This is a genomic window from Polaribacter reichenbachii, from assembly GCF_001975665.1.
GTDB classification, from domain to species: Bacteria; Bacteroidota; Bacteroidia; order Flavobacteriales; family Flavobacteriaceae; genus Polaribacter; species Polaribacter reichenbachii.
This window is the reverse complement of record NZ_CP019419.1, coordinates 2,313,051-2,332,559: the sequence shown is the minus strand read 5'-3', so window position 1 is coordinate 2,332,559 and position 19,509 is coordinate 2,313,051. Positions and strand designations below refer to the sequence as shown.

The following is a 19,509-nucleotide window of genomic DNA, read 5'->3' as shown; positions in this document are numbered from 1 at the left end:
TTAGGTGATCGGTGCTGGGTGTTTATTGTTCGTTATTAAAAACTGCAAACTGAATACTGATTACTGCACACTGAAAAACTGCAAACTGCCCACTGAAAACTGCCCAATGCATAAAGCCTATTGCCTATTGCCAACCGCCTAAAGCATCAAATTCCTATGGTGAGCTAATAAGTTATCAATTGGTCTTTGAATAACGTCAGTTACTTTTAAATCGTATCTTATAGCTACTTCTTCAAGAATATCTCTAAAATAAAAAGCGATAGAACCTATAAAATATAATGGCGTTTCTGCAGTTTTATTAAAAGGCAACACTCTGTATTCAAAAAACTCTTTAAATCCATTTCTGATAATTTTATGAATGTAAGGATCATCTTTAAAATCGAACATAAATTTAGCAAAAGAGGCCAAATACATGTTAGGATTTGCTTCTCTATATAAATTTTTCTTAATAAAATCGGCATCTAAATTAAATTCTGCTTCAAATTTTTCGGCCAATTTAGCGGGCATTCTATTATAATAGTAAGCTCTTAATAACACCTTACCAAAATAATTCCCACTGGCTTCGTCCATTAAAATATAACCTAAAGAAGGAGTATTCATTTGTACGTTTTTTCCATCAAAAAAACAGCTATTAGAACCCGTTCCTAAAATACAAACCAAAGCAGGGTCTGTACCCGTTGCCGCATAAACAGCCGCTAACATGTCTTCTGCTACATAAACTTTAGCATTTACAAAAATAGACTGCAATACGTCTTCTAAAATTTTAGCAGGTTTGGGCGTACCACAACCCGCACCATAAAAGTAAATTTCGGTAACCTCTGCTTTCACTTTAATCAGCTGAAACATATTTATAATTCTATTGTTCAGCTCTTCTGCTGCAACAACAGCTGGGTTTAACCCTAATGTTCTTACTCTAAATGCTTCTGTTTTATCGAGGTTGATAGCAATCCAATCTGCTTTTGTAGAACCTCCGTCTGCGATTAAAATCATAATATATCCATTTTATTCCAAAGATATTATAACAAAAAATGCTGTACAAGTATCTGATAAACTTCAATCGTTTTCGTGTCAAAATATTATTATAAATTTTTAAAATTGTAAATTTGCAACAAATACAACACCTATGTTTTTTTTTAAAAATAAAGCCATCCCTTTAAACGAATTTTTCCCTGAAAGATTTATCGATATCCATTCTCATTTGCTACCTGGAATAGATGATGGTGCAAAAGATTTAGATAATTCTATTGAATTGATTCAAAAAATGGCTTCTTACGGAATTAAAAACTTTATCACAACTCCTCATATTTTGGGAGATTTATATCCAAATACTCCAGAAATTATAAGAGCCAAATTAAAGGAAGTACGAGACGAATTAAAAAATAGAAATTTAACAGACATTTCCATTGATGCAGCTGCTGAATATATGATGGATGAACAGTTCTCTATTCTCCTAAAAGAAGACAGAGAAATCCTAACCTTAAAAGACAATTTGGTATTGGTAGAAATGTCTTATTTTAGTCCACCGAACAACTTATTCGACATTCTCTTTCAACTGGGATTAAAAGAATATAAACCTGTTTTAGCTCACCCAGAACGTTATGTAAGTTATCACAATAATTTTCGAATTTTTCAAAAGCTAAAAAATGCGGGTTGTTTGTTTCAATTGAACTTATTGTCACTTACCGAAAATTATGGAAAAGGAGTGCAGAAAACTGCAGAAAGACTCTTAAAAGAGAACCTATATGACTTTGTAGGCACAGACACTCATCATTTTAATCATATAAAAGGGCTACAAAAAATTAGCACTCAAAAGAATTTGAAAAAGATTGAAACACTGCTGAATAACAACGCTAACTTTTTAAAATAAATAGATATCAACAGAATGAATTATCAGGAAACTCTTTTTTTTGTTGGCAAATGCTTAACCATTAATCATATCGATAAAAATAAAAAAATAATAGAAGAACAATTACAAAACAATTCAATTGATTGGGATGCTGTTGTTAAAATAAGTACAGGTCATTTTGTGTTTCCAGCTTTATATTGCAATTTAAAACGCGCCAACTTTTTACAGTATATTCCTAACGATTTAGTAGCCTATATGAAGCACATCGCTCATTTAAATAAAGAACGTAATGAAAAAATCATTGAACAAGCTAAAGAAATAAATGAATTATTATTAGCTAATGATATTACTCCTATTTTTTTAAAAGGTACTGGTAATTTATTAGAGGGATTATATGAAGACATTGCAGAACGCATGGTGGGTGATATTGATTTTATTGTGGCTAAAAATAATTATCTTAAAACCATCCAAATTTTAAAGAAAAAGAAATATGCTGTGCATAAAGATGGAAAAATTACGCCTGCTTTTCACTGGCATTATCCTAAACTAGTACATCCTGAACAAATTGGTGCCGTAGAAGTACATAATAAGATACTAAAAAAACCTTTTGATAGTATATTTAAAGAAGATAACATTTTAAAAAGTGCTCTAAGAAAATCAAATGGTTGTTTCTTATCTACGAACTATAAAATATTGAATGCCATACTTCCAAAGATCATCAATGATAATTTATATTATTCATATATAATACCCCTTAGAACTACGTACGATGTATTTTTAATGACTAATAATACAGATTATAAAATTATTTTAGATAATAAAAAGGTGTATAAAAAATTCAACAACTATTTAAGTTGTATAAAACTAGTTCTAAACGCCCCAGACAATATTATCGTTGAAAATACAAGAGCATCTCAAAAGTATAAAAATTCTTACTTGTTAAGATTAAGTAATTCAAAAAAAATTAAACTTAAATCAAATATTATTAATAAATGCATAATACTAAAAAAATATCTTTTTATGCTAAAAAAGTCTTTTAGCGATAAAGAATATAGTGAATACCTTACTAAGAGAATTTGTCAATGGGATCTATACAAAAAGATATTGGGTCTTAAAACAACTAGTTAATTTTTAGTTTTTATAATTATTATTGAGTTCGAAAATCTCTTCACAAGGTCGAAATGACAATCGTATACTATTTCAATTTTATGAACAAATCTAAACTATGGTAAATTTGCATCATAAAAAAAGTGGAGTTTTAAACTCCACTTTTTTTCTATCGCATTTATGATTTAAAAATCCGTTTGTACCAAGGTGCTTTTTTGGTTTCTTCCAAATAACCTGCTCCATAGCCATAGCCATAACCATAACCATATCCATAGCCATAGCCTCGGGTCATGTCTGTATCGTTCAATACAATGGCCATATTGTTCAGTTTCTTTTCAGTATACAAATTTTGCGCTACTTTTAACATACGTTTGTCTAAATAATTGGCTCTAGACACATACAAAGTGATATCTGCATATTTCGAAATCAAGAAAGTATCTGTTACCAAATTTACAGGGGCTGTATCGACTATAATAAAATCATAATCCTGTTTCACTTCTGCAAATAATTGTTTGATTCGTTCTCCTAAAAGGAGTTCTGCTGGATTTGGTGGAATTACTCCAGAAGAAATAATGTCCAATCCTTTTATTTCTGGAATTGAAAATTTGATATCATTTAAGGTTAAAGATTCATTCGTAATAAAATTTGTAATCCCTTTGCGTTCGGGTATCCCTAAATATTCGGTAACTTTTGGAGCACGTAAATCTACACCCAACAACAATACCTTTTTATTCGACAAAGACAAAGCCGCAGCCAAATTAATCGAAATAAATGATTTTCCTTCACCACTCGTGGTAGAGGTAACAAAAATGGTTTTCCCTTTTTCTTCATTTTTAGAGGCCAACATAAAATCTAGATTAGTTCTAATCAAACGGAAGGCTTCAGCGGTACTGGTTCTTGCCTCTGAATTTATCACCACCTTAGCATTGGTTTCCGAATGAGGTACATCTCCTAAAAATGGAATTGTTGTTAAAGCTTCTAAATCTTTTCTAGAATTGATTTTGGTATCTAATAAATTTTTCAAATAAACATACCCAAAAGGAATTAACAATCCTAAAAATAACGAGGATGCTAAAATTAACTTTTTATTTGGAGCCACCGGTTTTCTGGAACTATAAGCTACATCAATAATTTTTGCATTTGCAACAGTAATAGCCAATGATATTGAAGTCTCTTCCTTCTTTTTTAATAAATATGAATACAAACCAGAAATAATTTCTTGTTCTCTAGCAATATCGATAAATCCTCTTTCTAAATATGGTAAAGATGAAATTTTAGTGTTAAGTTTTGTAGACTCATCTCTCAACTGCTTAATTTTCATATTTAAGGTAGTAATTAGATTTGAGATACTTTTGTTTAAATTAGACCTAACCGATTTTATCTGAGCATTATACTGAACTAAAAGGGGGTTTAATTTACCTGCATTAGTTTGTAATTTATTTTTATCTAAAACCAAAATATTGTAATTTTCAATTGCATTCGAAATACTAACGTCTGAAAACCCAAGGTTTTGGGGCAAAATTTCATCTGTATTCGAAGAATTTTGCAAGCTCTGCTTTACCCAGTTTGCAACATCCAATTCTGTTTGAATTTTAATTAATTCCTGTGTATTTTCTGAGAATACTTCCATAGTCAACTCAGCTTCACTAGATAAACCCGTAATTTTATTTTCAACTTTAAAATTTTTCACTTCATCCTGAACAAATTTTAAATTTTTACCTAAACCTACTAATCTTTCGTTAATAAAAGATATCGTTTTTAATGAAATTAAATTTTCATCATTAATCCCATCCAAGTTGTACTGCTTAATCAATTCATTCAAAAAATCCTTTCCTTTTTTTCTAACATTTGTAACCAAATTTAATTTAATTACAGGCGATATATCTTCAACTGCAGAAATATATAACACTTTTAAATAAGTATCAATTATAACATCAATAGGATTTATAGTAATTAGCACTTCCTTTATTCTATCCTCTTCATTAATTTCTTCAGCTTGAAAATTATTATTCAGATAAACTCTATAAGTTCCTAAATCTGATTCAATTTCATCCCCAAAATTATGTTTCTGTATAACTTCATCGTCTGTTCCCTTAATCTCATATTGACTGTTATCTAGTATCGAAATAACAAAAGTAGTGTCAATTTCATGAATTATATCTCCCTTTTTAACCAAATCAAAAATAATAGGATTGCTTTCACCATATAATTCCACGGCTTTTATTCTTCCTTGTTTAAAATAAGATATATCTAAATTCAATGAATCTATAACCCTACCAATAATTTTTCTAGATTTTAAAATTTCAATTTCGTTTCCTGGGTTGTTTGCAGACCCACCTCCAAGAATTCCTAGATCTTCAAAGGCCGCTAACTCTGTTGAAATACCGGCTTGTTTATTATCTTTTATCATAATCTTAGCATCAACATTATAAGTAGGCGTAGTATATCTTAAATATAATAACCCAGCGATAATCGATATAAAACCACAGATAGCAAACATCCGCCAATGAAACAAATATTTTTGAACCTCTTCTTTGATATTAATATTATCATTTTCCTCTATTGGATTCATACTATTATTTTATCTAGTTAAAATTGTTAATAAAGAGATTATAACAGAACCTAAAGAGATAAATAAGCCTGTATTCCTTGTGTAAGATGCATCTTGCATTTTAGCATAATTCTGCTCTATGTAAATAACATCATTTTGTTGCAAATAATATACAGGAGAAGTAATTATTTTATTTGAAGTTAAGTCAACAACATATTTATTTTTCATATTATTCTCCTCTCTAATAACTGTTACATTTTGTCTTTTTCCTGAAATACTTAAATCACCTGCAAACCCAATGGCATCCAAGATGGTTATTCTTTCATTATCCACATTATAAACAAGAGGTTTACTAACATCCCCAATTACAGTTATTTTAAAATTAGTTATCAAAATATTTACTACAGGGTCTTTCAAGTAACTTGGTGTCAACCTGTTTTTAATTAATTCAATAGCTTCAATTCTTGTTAAACCACCTAACTTTAACTTTCCTAAAACAGGAAATTCAATTTCTCCATTCTTATCAACTAAATAGGACATCAATTTAGGATTACCTTGTGCGTTAACTGTTGTTACCGAACTCGATATTACCGGTAAATTAAATGGTTGAGCAGAAATTAAATCTTCACTTGAAACAATGATTTGCAAAAGATCATCAGGCTTAAATTTTAACTGATAATCATTTGAGACTTTTGACTGATCTATTTCATCAAATTGAAAATATATCAAGTCTTTTTTAGAAGAACATGATGAGGTCAAAATAAGGGTAAAAATTATCAAGTAATGCGTACTCTTTTTTATCATATTTAAATTTTTTTGGCTAAAATAACATAATTTTTAAAATGTTTACTAATTATTTAGATAAAGCGACTTATTTACTTAAACTGAATAATTCTTTTATTATCCAGAAGACTATAATTTTCGTTTAATAGCATAAGTATCTTGTTATAGAAATCTTTCTAATATCATAAAATTACTCGATATGACATTTTTTACAATACCAAACTTAATACCATTTAGTGTAATAATTGCATTAAAACAACTAAAAAGCATTTTCATCTTTTTTAAAGAACATCGACCAAGCAGTTATCACCACAATTTTTACATCTAAGAAAAAGCTCCAATTTTCTACATACCAAATATCAGCATTGGCTCTATTTTCCATGTCTTTTATCTGTTTGGTTTCTCCACGATAGCCATTGATCTGTGCCCAACCCGTTACCCCTGGTTTGGCAAAATGGCGTACCATAAATTTATCGACTAGTACCCTGTATTCTTCGGTATGTTTCAACATATGTGGTCTTGGGCCTACCAAAGACATATTATTCAATAATACATTGATAATCTGTGGCAATTCATCAATGCTTGTTTTACGCATAAAAGCACCAAATTTAGTGACCCGTTTATCATTCTTTGTAGCTTGCACATGATCTGAATCGGAATTGACCGTCATGCTTCGAAACTTTAAACAATCGAAGGTTTTACCATCTTGACCAGTTCTTTTTTGCACAAAAAACACTGGGCCTTTACTCGTCAATTTAATGATTATGGCAATGATTGGAAACAACCAAGAAAACAATAAAAGAACCACAATTGAAGAAAAAACCACATCAAAAGCTCTTTTGAGAAATCGATTGGTAAAACTTTTTAAAGGCTCACTCCGCAATTTCATCACAGGAATGTGCTGAATGTAATTGATTGAGAAACGTTGAGATAAGTATTCGGAAAACTCAGGAATCACACGCACACGTATCATGTTATTGTCGGCAAAGCGGAACAAATCATTGATCAATTTACTTTGATGGTAAGGCAAAGAGACGATGATTTCATCGACACGGTTTTTTTCTAAAAACCCAAAAATTTCCGACAATTTGCCTTTGTAGTAGGCTTCTAAATCTTTGGTAATATTCGCATCTGTAAACAAACCCGAAATTTGAAAGCCGTAGTTGGCATTGAAATATACCTTATCAATTAATTTTAAGATATTTTGGTTCAAACCCACCAGCAGAATTTTACTGTAATTGTAGCCCTTTCTTCGGTATTTTTTCACTAAAGTATAAGACACAAAACGCCATAAAAAGATCAAAGTACCAAAGCCACCAACCAGATAATAAAAAAAGATCCTCGAAAATTTATAATCAGTTGCCAAAAATAACAAGCCACCGCACAAAAACACAAAAGTAATTAGGGTGTATAAATTTTTAGCCAACAATTTATGCATATAAATAATACGTGGTACTTCATAGATATCGAACTTAAGGTTAAGCCCTACCCACAGCACAGCACCAAACCCCATTAAACTGTTGTAAAATATTGGGTTGGGTATTTGCCCGTCAAAGATTATATAGTTCGCCATAAAAAAGGAGAATACAAACAACAATACATCGACTATGGAGAAGATTAATGGGATGAATTTAGACTTTTCTTTTTTCACTTTTTTTTTTATTAGATCAATTTTGAAAACATTAAAATTGATAAAATTTATAATTTATTTTTGTTATTATGTAGTTTAGACTTGCAGCATATATTAAAATATTTAGCTACAAATTTAGTAATAATATGATTATGAAAGCCCTATTTCATTTCTTAGTGATTCTATTAAACTTTTAGAAGCATATTTCCCAATAATAACATCATTTGGTTTAGAATCGGACAAACCTAAAGTAATTTCTATTTGCTCCTTTAGTTCATCTATGGTTCTTGCCACAGTTATGTATCCCATTTCTTCGAAGTATTTAGCAGTAGCTATTTGATGATCACTCCTATGCTCACCAAGTTTTTTTTCTCTAGGAAAAACAATGAGCTTTTTATTTTTTACTAATGCAGAAATAATAGTCCCCATACCTGCATGAGCTACTATGAGTTCTGCTTTATCAAAATATTTTGCAAACTCATCTGGAGATAAAAAACCATACACTTTCATATTATTAATAGTTATCTTAGCCCCAGAAGAGACTTGTGCAATAACATCTAACTTTAACTCGCCCGATATATTATCAATTCCTTGAATTAACCTATCAAAAGGCTCTTGTGTACCTATAGTTACAAAAATCATTTTAAAACGTTTCCTTTATATTTAACATTATTTGTTGCAAGGTGCTCCCATTGTGTATAAACCGTATTTGCTATTTTTTTTGCAATTCTACCGCTCATAGACAACTCTTCACAATTTGCAATACTATCTAACCATATCGTATGTATACCCAACAATTTACCCACACAAATCCCCATTAAACCTGGTGCTGCACCTGTAGTTATAATAACGTCTGGTTTTTCTTTTCTGTATATTACAAAAAGTGTCTTAATTGCTTTTAATAATCCAATTTTATCAGTTCTATTTCCATCGGGTATTACGTAAAAAGTATCTGACTCAGAAACCATAGATTTAAAACTAGCTTTAGTTGTTATAAAAACCATTTGCACATCTTCAAATACAGGCTTTAAGCGCAATAATTGAATCCAATGACCACCTATAGATGATATTGCTACTACTTTTTTCATTTCCTTTTTTTTATAAATTTTGCAGGCACACCTCCATAAATTGAATATTCCTCAATATCTCTATTTACAACAGAGTTTGCACCAATAATACTACCTTTTCCTATCCTAATACCAGGTAAAACAATAACATTTCTACCTATCCAAACATCATCTTCTATTAATACTCTTTTATTATCTGTTAAACCATTTAAAACCATTGGTACTTCAATGCTTTTATAAATATGAGTTGAACTATGTATGGCAACATTTGGAGCAATCATCACATAATCTCCAATTTTTACATCTCCTTGAATAAAAACATTTTCATTAATCCTACAATATTTACCAATTTTTATATTTTTTGCGTCAGATAAATAAACTCCATATTCGAGTTTGGAATTTTTATCAAAATCCATTATTTTTAAAAACTTTGAACAATACCAAATTCTTATTGTATTAAAAAATTCTATATACCTAGAATGCGGTAATTTTGAAATTACAAGATAATAAAATGCTAAAAAAAATTTCATTTTTAGTTATTTAATAATTTTAATGTTTTAATATACCTATCTTCATGGGAATTGTTAATGCCCGAAATAATATCTAAATCAATTTGTTTAAGTACAATCTCATTTTTATTTAATCTTAAAAATAATGATTCAAATTGCTTTACAGTATCAAATGAATTATTCTGTGTTTTAAAAACATTAATTTCATCTGTAAGTATATTTTCTTGATTAAATATTAATAAGTTCTTTTGTAGTTTTAAAACTGTTAAAAGTGCTGTACTAAAATAACCTATAACCATTTCACTTTCTGCAATTAATTCTTCAATTTTATTCTCTTTATTTGCTATAATTCCTCTGAAATCCTTGGAATATAAATCAACACTTGTCCTTGGATGTAATTTCAGAACAAATTCATACTTGTACATAGAACAAATATCATTAATCTTATTATAAATTTCAATTTCTTCAATAACTGATAATGTAGAAAATTTATCATGAATTAAAGGTTGGTGTATTAGTAAAATTTGTTTTTTTGATTTAATTTCTTCTAGCTTCTCAAAACCATCAGTTGTTTCTACAATTGGGTATCCACTATATAAAACTTTTGTATTAGCTAACTGAAAATGATTATTTAAAACTTCATAGCTTTTTTCAGAATAAAGTAGTGCTTTATCTAATCTTAAATTTTTATAATTTGCTTTAAAAAAAGCAAAATAACTATTCTTAACTACGTCGAGTTTATATGGTAAAATAGAAATATTGAAGATAAAGTTCTTAAAATAGTGTATGTACTTCTTAACCGTATGTAATTTATTTGACTTCTTGAACTGACTTATTTTTTTTAGAGTTAACCCATGTTCTATATAAACAATCTTAACTGAAATCTGGTTACACAAGCAAATCATGTTTATATCCAACAATGACCTTATATTAGTTATAAAAATTTGAACCAAATCTAATCTTAATAAAAATTTTTTAATTCTAGAACTAGACCAAAAACTAATATCGTAGTTTTGATATTTAGTGTTCAAATTTAATTTAGACTTTTCTAAAGAGGAAGTGTGCAAAATTATTATCACATATGACTCTTTTAATTTATCTATCAAATTACCAAAGTATTGTTCTGAAAATCTGTACTCTTTAAAAAAAAATATAATTGTTTCTTTCTTCTTCATATAATATTTAATATTTTTTATAAGATATTATACATTTTAGTACAATAAATTTAAAATATATGTTATACTATTTTAGTATTTTTTTGTAATAATTAATATAATTTTTAGATGTGCTAGAAATTGAAAATTCTTCTTTTGCTCTTAAATAAGCTTTATTTACAGACTTATTATAAAAAGAGGTATAATTAAAAATAATTGCATCTAATTTAAGAATTAAATCTTCTAAATTATTACTTTTAAAACAAAAACCAAATTCACCTTTATTTAAAATTTCACTAGGTCCATCAATATCAGAGGCAAGTACCGGTATTTTAGCAAACATAGCCTCTACAATCGTCAATCCAAACCCTTCATACCTAGAAGGTTGTATCAACAAATCGTAGTTTTTTAAATTTTCATGAATATAATTTCTAGATTTTACTCCTAGAAAATTTACTTTATCATTTAACCCTAATTCTAATGTTAAGTTTTTTAAATACGCTAAAGAATTACCATTACCTATTAAATCTAATCTTACTTTATAGTTACTACTAAGGTTTTTAATTGCTTTTAATGCTAAGTCTTGTCCTTTTTTAACATGTTCTAACCTACTTACAATAACCAGCTTAAATTCTTCTTTATTGTTTTGTTCTGTTTTTCTTCTAATTAATTGTTCATTAACACCATTATATATTACTGAAACTGGAAAGTTGCCATTTTTTTCAATATCTCTTTTAACCGCTTTAGAAATAGCGAATATGTGCGTGTATTTATGATACGATTTTGTACTATAATTAATATCATGTACTGTTAAAACAATAGGACATTTTTTAAAAACTAAAAAGTTTACAACGTTTGAATTATGACAATGTATAATGCTTGGGTTTAACTTAAATAAAATCATATTAAGTTTAAAGATTTTTAATACATCTTTAGCTCCTTCTTTTCTATTAATTTTAATAACTCTAACTTCAGGATTTAGAGTTTTTAAAACTGTATCATCTATCTTATCATTAATAATTACAAGTGTTGTTCTTGCAATTTTACATTGCTCATTAAGAATATCAACCAACATAGTATCTATGCCACCAACCGTAATCGAGAAATTTATATGTACAATATGTTTAATCATTAACATTAATTATTTCAACTGATTAATCTAAAATTTAGTAATAAATATACTTACCTATAGAGATGTATCTTATATAAATTCTGCACCATCTTTAAAGGTAAAAAACAGCATAAAATACATAAAATTTGATAAGTACAGATATTTTTTACATTATTCTATTTTTATTTATTGCGTATCTTTCATACATCAACTCTACATATGACATTAATATAACTAATAATAAGGTCCAAGCTGGCTTCCACCACCAAAAAATGATATTATAAGAAAGAAATATTATAAATATAACTAAATATAGATGAAACTGATCATTAACTTTTTTCCTAATCTTTATTGAGAATTTTAGCAACTTATAATAAACAGATAGAATAAGAGATAAACCTAAGGCTCCATAAACAAAGAAAAATCCAAATAATCCATTATCTACAAGAAACATATTTTTATCAGCTCCTGATGCTTGCATTGCTTTGGCATTTGAAATATGTGGGTAACCCCACCCAAAAATAAAATTTGTAATTGATGATAATAATCCTAGTAAATACAACGATCTTCCTTTATTTCTTATTTCCGTTGTGTTATTAACAACACTACCACCATTATCAAAAAAAGCATCAAAATAAATACTATTAATAAAAAAATACATCAAAATAGAAATAAAAAAAGCACCAAAAATCCTTGTATTAAAAGAAAGAGAACGTAAGTTATACGCTATAAATATAGTTGTAATAACCGCCAATAACTCAAGTCTTCCTTTAGAAACAAAAAGTTCATATAAGAAGCCAATTATTATAACAACCAAATATTTCATTTTCCATTTTTTAAATAAATAATCAAGAGCAATAAACAGTGATATTAGAATTAATGCACTATCAAAATACAACCTAATAGAACCATATCTATAATTTGAATGAACAAACACAAATATAATCTGCTCATAAACAACTTGTTGAAAAAAATAGATTAATCCTGCCAAAACCCCGATAAATAAAAAACCTTTTTTTAGAGTTTTTATATTGATTTTATTCCTTTTAAATAAAGTGTTAATTGGGTAATAACTCAATAATATAAAAAAGTAATCTCGTTGCGATCCAATACCTAGAAGAATACTTTGTCCTGAATTTAAATTAGCTTTAATGGCACTTATTATTATAAAGATTAATAAACCAAATACTAACCAACCAAAACGGTATTTGATGTTTTTATTAATGGCTTTAATACTTCTAAAACAAAAGTATAAGAAAAATATTAAATAGGTATCTAAATAGGAAATACCAGGTAAAATTTGGAAAGTATCTTTATCTATCAAGTAAAAGATATTTTCCATTAAAACAAAAAATACTAATATAATTATTGAATTAGTTTTAGGGCTATAAAATTTTTTCATTAAACATCATTTAAACCTTTCTTACAATAGTTTTTCATTTCCTCAGTCGGTTTAAGCTGTTTTCCATAAACAGCCATCCAGTTTACAAAGCTCCATGTATATTTATAAATATTTGTTTTTTCGTCATTTCTTTGTGTATTTCTTAAGTAACTTTCATTATAATTTTTATCATATTTATACCAAAAAAGCCCTAAGTCTTCCCAACCAATTGTTATCAAGTGTGATTTTGCATAAGCCCAAGAATCTTCAAGTGAAAATATATCTGTACTAATTCCATTATTCTTTAAATAATTTCTATTTAAAATAACTTCAGGAGCTGCAATTGAATGAGCTTTAGAAACTGAAACATTACTTTCTTTAAATCCCCTCATTTGCTGGCCTCTTTCAGAGTTATTTAACCAATTAGTAGTATCATCCCATTGTTTACTAAAATAACTGAGTATATCTTTTAATTTTCCAAAATAAAAAAAGTCGCAAAAATGAAATGGAATAAACATGTTTCCTGGAACATTACCTTCAAACATAATTATTCTTTCTTGTTGGTTTAAAGTTGAATAAATTTTATCTACAGGAAAGCATAATTGAAGTGATAGTAAATATTGAAATAAATTCTCTTTGTAAATTCTCTGATCTGTTCTAGTCTTAATAACATATTCGCAACCAATTTGTTCAGCCCACTTTATACCTTCAAGTGTACTTTTTACCTGAAAATTCATATTTCCCATACCTGATATTTCTGGCTTATTATTTAAAAGTACTTCTATTCCTAAACTTTTTAATAACTTAACTTCCTTTATGTCTTCGTCTTTCCAAGTAGAAACAACTATTCTAGAATTAGGAAAAATATTTTGGTACCATTTAACTGTTTCAAAAGTAAAATGATTATCTTTTTTAATGGGTCCCTGTATTACTATGGCAAGTTTCTCATTGACAGGATCTATAGTAATATTATTTAAATTACTTGGGATAACAGGTCTTTCGTAATATGTAACATATGAATTTGAAGATCTTTCAAGTCCTTTAATAATACTACTAAAAAAGCTGATTTGATGATTACTGTTCAATAACTTAAAACTGTAAAAGGAAAACTTACTAATTACTTTTTTTAAAGAATTGAAAAAATATTTATTCATATGTTCTATTTTTTATAAATTTCTTTTTGATAAATACCCCGAGGATTAATATTAAAAAAAGTGCCATTAATACCCTAAATACTAAATTTAGATTAACGGGCATAATTATTGACAAAAATATACCTCCAAATAAAGTAGCAAAAAAGTATAAGGTAATTTTACTATCTATTTTTTTCGGTAAAACTTTTAAGAAAAAATAATAATGGTAAGCCATGTTTATTATACCTCCTATTAAATAAGCATAAGATACATATTTAGCTCCAAAATAAGAACCATACCATAGAATTGGCGTATTTACTAAAGCATAACAAATAGATAACTTTGCTAAAAGCTTTTGGTTATCTGTAGCTCCAAGAACCAAACCGATTAAACCGAAAATAGTATTAAATAAGACAAACCAAGCTTGAGTCATAAGTATAACCCCCGTATTAGTGTAATTATCTCCAAAAACAATTTCAACAATCTCTTCCCTAAATAAATTTATTAGTAAACAACCTATGCTACCAAAGATTAAAATAAAAATGAGAGCATTACTAATGTTTTTCATGAACTTTATTTTATCCTTTAAATAACTTTTTGCTAGATTTGGAAATAAAGCGGTCAAAGCTGTCGATAAAATTAAAGAAATAGGTATCATCAGTTTATTTGCTGCATTCAAATAAGCAACCTCAGAAAGATTCGAATTTTTTTCTAAGAATAGGATTGGGACTTGAGATGTAAATAGTGTCAAAAAAGCCATAATATAATATGGAAAACTTTTTCTAAATAATTGAATCAAATACTCTTTATCTATTAAAGTTTTATTATTTACATAAGTTAGTAAGTTTATTTTTGTACATATTTTATAATAAAAAGCATTCTTTATTACCTGTACGAGTATTAATATAATAAGTATTGTTTCTACTGTAATATCCTTGCTAGGAACTATAATTAAAAGCATTAGGATAAGAAAATAACCTCCAGCATTTAAATATCCAGTAAACTCCATCCTTTCCATACCAAAGGCCAAATTTTGAATGCCATCCCAGATACTTAGCAGTAATAAATATACAAGAATTAGCAAATTAAAATATAGAGAGTAATTGTTGATTATAAGAGAATATCCAAAATATAGTATTGCAATTATAAAGTAACCTAAAACTCTAAGAATCATTGCATTTTCAAAATGAAATTTAGAATCCGTTTGATTTCTCGCAATATTTATAATGACAATATGCCGTAGACCTAACGATGACATTACAAGTAAAATGTTAACTACAGATAAAACTACACCATATGCACCATATATTTCTGTACTTACTGCTCTTGTTAAATAAATATTTACAAGTAAATTTACCGCTACTGCAAATAGACTAGCAAAAGTTAGTATCGAAAAGTTTCTAAGAAAACCTTGTTTATTTTTAAGGAATCCTCCTAGTTTTGATTTTATCATATTAAGTTTAATGCTCAGTACTTTATATTATGTGAATTAACATTTCTAAAACATAAGACGTATTTATAAAATTATAACAGTGAGATATACTGTTTTTTATTAATAAAATCTAAGTATTCTTCAGGAACTCCGCAAAATATGACATCTTTTCTCTCAATAACGTGGATATGCACTTCTGCTCCCTTTTTAATCAAGCTATTATATAAAGGAGCTATATACAATTCCTTATGATGTCTAAATGAATCAGTTTGTATATTATTATATATATCTAAGAATGATGATACTGATTTAAAATAATATAAACCAGTAGAACAATTATCTGAAATTTCAACTTTTTCAGCGGTTTCAATAACAACGGTAGAATCTGAACTTATTGTTTTAGCATATGACCAATTTGCTCCCTGACCTTTAAATACTTCTAAGTAGCCATCCCAATTTAATATATCTTTTGGATAACTATAATTAGGCCGAAAAGTATCTATGTTAAATATTAAAATGGATTCATCCTGATCTAAATTAGCATTTTTTATACCCAACATTACAGTTTCAGCTTGTCCATTTGTAGGGTGATCTAACATTACTGTTTGATATTTTTTTATTCCCAAAAGAGTGCATTCTTTTTTGATAAAAACTTCAGTATCAAATAATTTTCTAGCAATAAAAACAAAATTTACGCTATCAAAGTAATTCTTAAAGCTATTGACCGAAATATTAAATAAACTTTTATCTCCGGCATACAACATATATTTAGGTAAAGTATACCCTGCTTTTGTAAAACGAGAACTAAGTCCCGCCATTGGGATAATTATTGTCATTTTTAGTAGTTTTTATATTCAACAAATAGACGTAAAGCATTTGAAAGCATCGCTTTTTGACGAGATGGGTTATCTGCATGTAATGGTAACATTGAAAGAAATAAATGTACTAATATTGGATATACTTTCAATTGTTCTAAAGTTTGTCCGGCAAACTTCATTGTTCTAAAATACAACTGTACATTCTTAATATTTTCTTCCAAAGGAAAATGTAAATTCATTGAATAATCATCAGGAATATTAATATGGTAATTACCACCTATAATAAAATCATACATACCTATTACAGAGTGGGCCAATTTAGCGACATCATATCTAATATCACCATATATAGAATATTTACCTTCCATATCAACTCCTCTAGGATCTATTACTTTAATTGATTGAGATTTGAAATCATACAAAATATTACTAAACCCGAAATCTCCGTGCAGTATATGAATGTTATCGGGATTTGGTAAGGATAACTCATTCGAAATTTCTTCTACAATGTTATTTAGAGAAGGAACCTCCTTACCGTTTATACACCATGTATGATCCATATCAATATCCCATTCTTTACAATATCTTGTTAAGCGTAATCTTGTTTTATTACCATAAAGTAACAAGCTATTTTTTGCAATTTCCACCTTATTATCAGGAGTATATTTAGCATTTGTATCAATAAATTCTTTGCATGCTTTTAATATAATTTTCCATACGAACTCAGGATTCTTACCAAAAACAAAAAGATCAGCTAATGAACTCAAATAAAAATACTCAATCTCATAAAACCCCTTTGCATCATTTGTTACACCACTCTCCCATAAAGCTGGAATAAAATGTTTTAACTCTTTAGGAATCGTTTTAAACCAATTTGCTTCTGCTAATATTTTATTTTTATCAGAGCTATATTTAACAACTGAATGTGAATTTATTCTCAAATCATTAAAAACGCGCTGTGTTGTCATCTGTGATTTGGAGCGGTAATAAGAATTAACCATACCAAAATCCAACCAATTACTAACTTTTATGTGTTTTAATTTATTTGATTGATTATATGTCTTAACACCATCTATAAAGGAAAAATCGTGCTCCAAAATTGCTCTAATTAACAACGGCTGAGAAGCAAATGCAAAATACCCTGCATAGACATAACTACCATCTAAATCTTCATAGTAACTCCAATTATAATCATCTTCAGCATTGGCAATACCACATAAGTCGATTCCTTCAGGTGCTTTATCTATTAATGTATCACCATGTAAAATTGTTAAAGGCTCATCGAAACGAGCAAGTACGTTAAGTGTATAAATGATAGATTCTCCTAAACTTAAATCCTTAGGTACAAATACAATCCCAACATTATGTTCCTCCAAATAAGTTTTATCATATTCTGACAAAGTATAGCACTTAGGTAAGGATAAAACAATTTCTTCCTCTTTACTAAATAACTTTAGTTGATGAAAGTACAATCTTCTATTTTGCAAAGGTAACATACAAGGGGGGAGCTTTCCGAATTCAGCATTTAACCCTGTACTTACATATGCTGCTGAGTTTATCAAAATCATTTTAAACGGATATATTTTTTCTCTTCAGCTAATAATTCTTGAATTTCTTCATATGAATATTTATGAAATTCGGATGGTCGTATTGCTTTATCATCAATATAAAATCCTTTAAACCCACACCATGGTTTTCCAATACGTACCTCATCAAATGGTACTTGATGTTTCTTAAGCCAATCAATAATATTTGGCAGGGTAAAAATACTTATTTTACCAATGTTACCTTTATAAGTTCTCATATTTCGACTTGTATTAATAACGATCTCAAAACCTTCTTCTTTGTACTTATTTAATGCATCAATAGTATCTTTAATTGGTTTACTATTAAAGTAATCTCCCTCTGTTGTTATAGAGATGGTATCATCAAGATCTACAATTAATCTTTTATTAAGTTCCATATATTTTTTTATTTATTAAAAATCTTAACCCTCTGAAAAATTGAGGTACTACATTATGTAATTAAAAACTAAATTAAGTTTATATAAAAGAACCAAATTATACTAATCTGATTCTTTTATTTTGTTATTTCTTATTTTTCAATTTTTCTCTTTGAACAGCTTCAATATCTAATATATCAGATTGTTTAAATGTTAATGCTTGTTCAACAGCTCTTAAGTCTCTTACAAGTTTTCTTAAACCAGCAGGCTCCAAAGAAGCTGAATGATCAGTACCTTTCCAAGTTCTATCTAATGTATAGTGTCTTTCTACCCAAGTTGCCCCTAATGTATAAGCAGCAATATCAACAGCAATACCTAAATGATGACCTGAAAATCCAATTTCTTTTACTCTTTTTCCATATTTCTCAATTAATAACGTAATGTCTAATAAACAAACATCTTCAAAAGGAACAGGATAACCTGAAGTACAATTGTATAATACTAGATCTTTGTTTTTACCTTTACTTTCAAAAAATGAAACTAACTCTTCAATTTCATCTTTTGTGGTCATACCTGTTGAACAATGAATTTCTCCTTCATAATTTTCACATAACCAACCTAGCATCTCGTAATTATTGTTACAAGCCGAAGGTATTTTAATTAACTTAGGTTTTAAAGAAGCTATTTCTTTAGCAGATGTTAAATCCCATGTTGAAGTTGACCATATTATTCCTAAATCTTCACAATATTCTTTTAACTCCCTATTTTGTTCTAAAGAAAATTCTAAAAATTCTCTGTGCGCACCATAGGTGTCTCCATAGGAATTTACGGGATTTGGGTGGGGCGCATTATATTGTTCCTCTGTTAATAATTCTTTGTTGTTTCTTTTTTGAAATTTCACAACATCTGCATTGCAAAATATTTTTGCGACTTTAATTAATTCCTTTGCAATTTCAATATCTCCTTTGTGGTTACAACCAATTTCTGCAATGACATTTGCTTTTTTCATCTTTTTATTATTTAATTATTATTAATGTTTAATATT

General features: G+C 28.1%; 18 protein-coding genes. 2 read left to right on the top strand and 16 right to left on the bottom strand.

Translation table 11 applies throughout. The features are described 5' to 3' along the window. Positions 1-138 precede the first annotated feature (138 nt). Positions 139-990 (bottom strand): N-acetylglucosamine kinase, encoded by an 852-nt coding sequence (locus BW723_RS09775; RefSeq protein WP_068359483.1) that lies wholly within the window; start codon positions 988-990, stop codon positions 139-141. 133 nt (positions 991-1,123) lie between these two features. Here BW723_RS09775 and BW723_RS09770 point away from each other — a divergent pair, with 133 nt between their 5' ends. Then, positions 1,124-1,867, top strand: coding sequence for a tyrosine-protein phosphatase (locus BW723_RS09770; protein ID WP_068359478.1), 744 nt, complete (start codon positions 1,124-1,126; stop codon positions 1,865-1,867). Between the two features lie 15 nt (positions 1,868-1,882). After that, on the top strand, positions 1,883-2,974 hold the full coding sequence (locus BW723_RS09765) for a nucleotidyltransferase family protein (protein WP_068359477.1): 1,092 nt from the start codon (positions 1,883-1,885) through the stop codon (positions 2,972-2,974). Positions 2,975-3,131: 157 nt separating this feature from the next. Here the strand turns inward: BW723_RS09765 and BW723_RS09760 are convergent, their stop codons facing one another. From BW723_RS09760 to BW723_RS09690, 15 genes are all read right to left on the bottom strand, one after another. Continuing rightward, positions 3,132-5,525 carry a GumC family protein gene (locus BW723_RS09760; protein ID WP_068359475.1) on the bottom strand — a complete coding sequence of 798 codons (2,394 nt, stop codon included), beginning with the start codon at positions 5,523-5,525 and terminating at the stop codon, positions 3,132-3,134. Between the two features lie 9 nt (positions 5,526-5,534). Beyond that, complete coding sequence (locus tag BW723_RS09755; RefSeq protein WP_068359473.1) at positions 5,535-6,308, bottom strand: polysaccharide biosynthesis/export family protein; 774 nt, start codon at positions 6,306-6,308, stop codon at positions 5,535-5,537. A 238-nt stretch (positions 6,309-6,546) separates the two neighbouring features. Continuing rightward, on the bottom strand, positions 6,547-7,938 hold the full coding sequence (locus BW723_RS09750; protein ID WP_083139674.1) for an undecaprenyl-phosphate glucose phosphotransferase: 1,392 nt from the start codon (positions 7,936-7,938) through the stop codon (positions 6,547-6,549). 129 nt (positions 7,939-8,067) lie between these two features. Beyond that, positions 8,068-8,559: a glycosyltransferase gene (locus BW723_RS09745; RefSeq protein ID WP_068359463.1), complete on the bottom strand. Its 492-nt coding sequence runs from the start codon at positions 8,557-8,559 to the stop codon at positions 8,068-8,070. Continuing rightward, positions 8,556-9,005, bottom strand: coding sequence for a glycosyltransferase family 28 protein (locus BW723_RS09740; protein ID WP_068359461.1), 450 nt, complete (start codon positions 9,003-9,005; stop codon positions 8,556-8,558). The genes BW723_RS09745 and BW723_RS09740 overlap by 4 nt, the downstream gene beginning before the upstream one ends. Continuing rightward, positions 9,002-9,400 carry an acyltransferase gene (locus BW723_RS09735; RefSeq protein WP_226789267.1) on the bottom strand — a complete coding sequence of 133 codons (399 nt, stop codon included), beginning with the start codon at positions 9,398-9,400 and terminating at the stop codon, positions 9,002-9,004. Before BW723_RS09735 ends, BW723_RS09740 begins: the two co-directional genes overlap by 4 nt. A gap of 116 nt (positions 9,401-9,516) precedes the next feature. Further along, a complete protein-coding gene (locus BW723_RS09730; RefSeq protein ID WP_068359457.1) occupies positions 9,517-10,668 on the bottom strand; it encodes a polysialyltransferase family glycosyltransferase in 1,152 nt (383 codons plus the stop codon). Between the two features lie 67 nt (positions 10,669-10,735). Then, the gene (locus BW723_RS09725; protein ID WP_068359562.1) at positions 10,736-11,779 is read right to left on the bottom strand and encodes a glycosyltransferase family 4 protein; all 1,044 of its coding nucleotides are present in this window, start codon (positions 11,777-11,779) and stop codon (positions 10,736-10,738) included. Between the two features lie 145 nt (positions 11,780-11,924). After that, positions 11,925-13,160, bottom strand: coding sequence for a hypothetical protein (locus tag BW723_RS09720; protein ID WP_068359455.1), 1,236 nt, complete (start codon positions 13,158-13,160; stop codon positions 11,925-11,927). Further along, the gene (locus BW723_RS09715; RefSeq protein ID WP_068359453.1) at positions 13,160-14,293 is read right to left on the bottom strand and encodes a WavE lipopolysaccharide synthesis family protein; all 1,134 of its coding nucleotides are present in this window, start codon (positions 14,291-14,293) and stop codon (positions 13,160-13,162) included. Before BW723_RS09715 ends, BW723_RS09720 begins: the two co-directional genes overlap by 1 nt. Then, positions 14,286-15,725 (bottom strand): oligosaccharide flippase family protein, encoded by a 1,440-nt coding sequence (locus BW723_RS09710; protein ID WP_068359451.1) that lies wholly within the window; start codon positions 15,723-15,725, stop codon positions 14,286-14,288. The genes BW723_RS09715 and BW723_RS09710 overlap by 8 nt, the downstream gene beginning before the upstream one ends. A gap of 71 nt (positions 15,726-15,796) precedes the next feature. Beyond that, on the bottom strand, positions 15,797-16,540 hold the full coding sequence (locus BW723_RS09705) for a glycosyltransferase family 2 protein (RefSeq protein WP_068359449.1): 744 nt from the start codon (positions 16,538-16,540) through the stop codon (positions 15,797-15,799). Between the two features lie 2 nt (positions 16,541-16,542). Further along, on the bottom strand, positions 16,543-18,090 hold the full coding sequence (locus BW723_RS09700; protein ID WP_068359447.1) for a hypothetical protein: 1,548 nt from the start codon (positions 18,088-18,090) through the stop codon (positions 16,543-16,545). Next, positions 18,087-18,485 carry an HAD-IIIC family phosphatase gene (locus BW723_RS09695; RefSeq protein ID WP_068359443.1) on the bottom strand — a complete coding sequence of 133 codons (399 nt, stop codon included), beginning with the start codon at positions 18,483-18,485 and terminating at the stop codon, positions 18,087-18,089. Before BW723_RS09695 ends, BW723_RS09700 begins: the two co-directional genes overlap by 4 nt. A 124-nt stretch (positions 18,486-18,609) precedes the next feature. Continuing rightward, positions 18,610-19,473: an N-acetylneuraminate synthase family protein gene (locus tag BW723_RS09690; protein WP_068359441.1), complete on the bottom strand. Its 864-nt coding sequence runs from the start codon at positions 19,471-19,473 to the stop codon at positions 18,610-18,612. Positions 19,474-19,509: the final 36 nt, after the last annotated feature.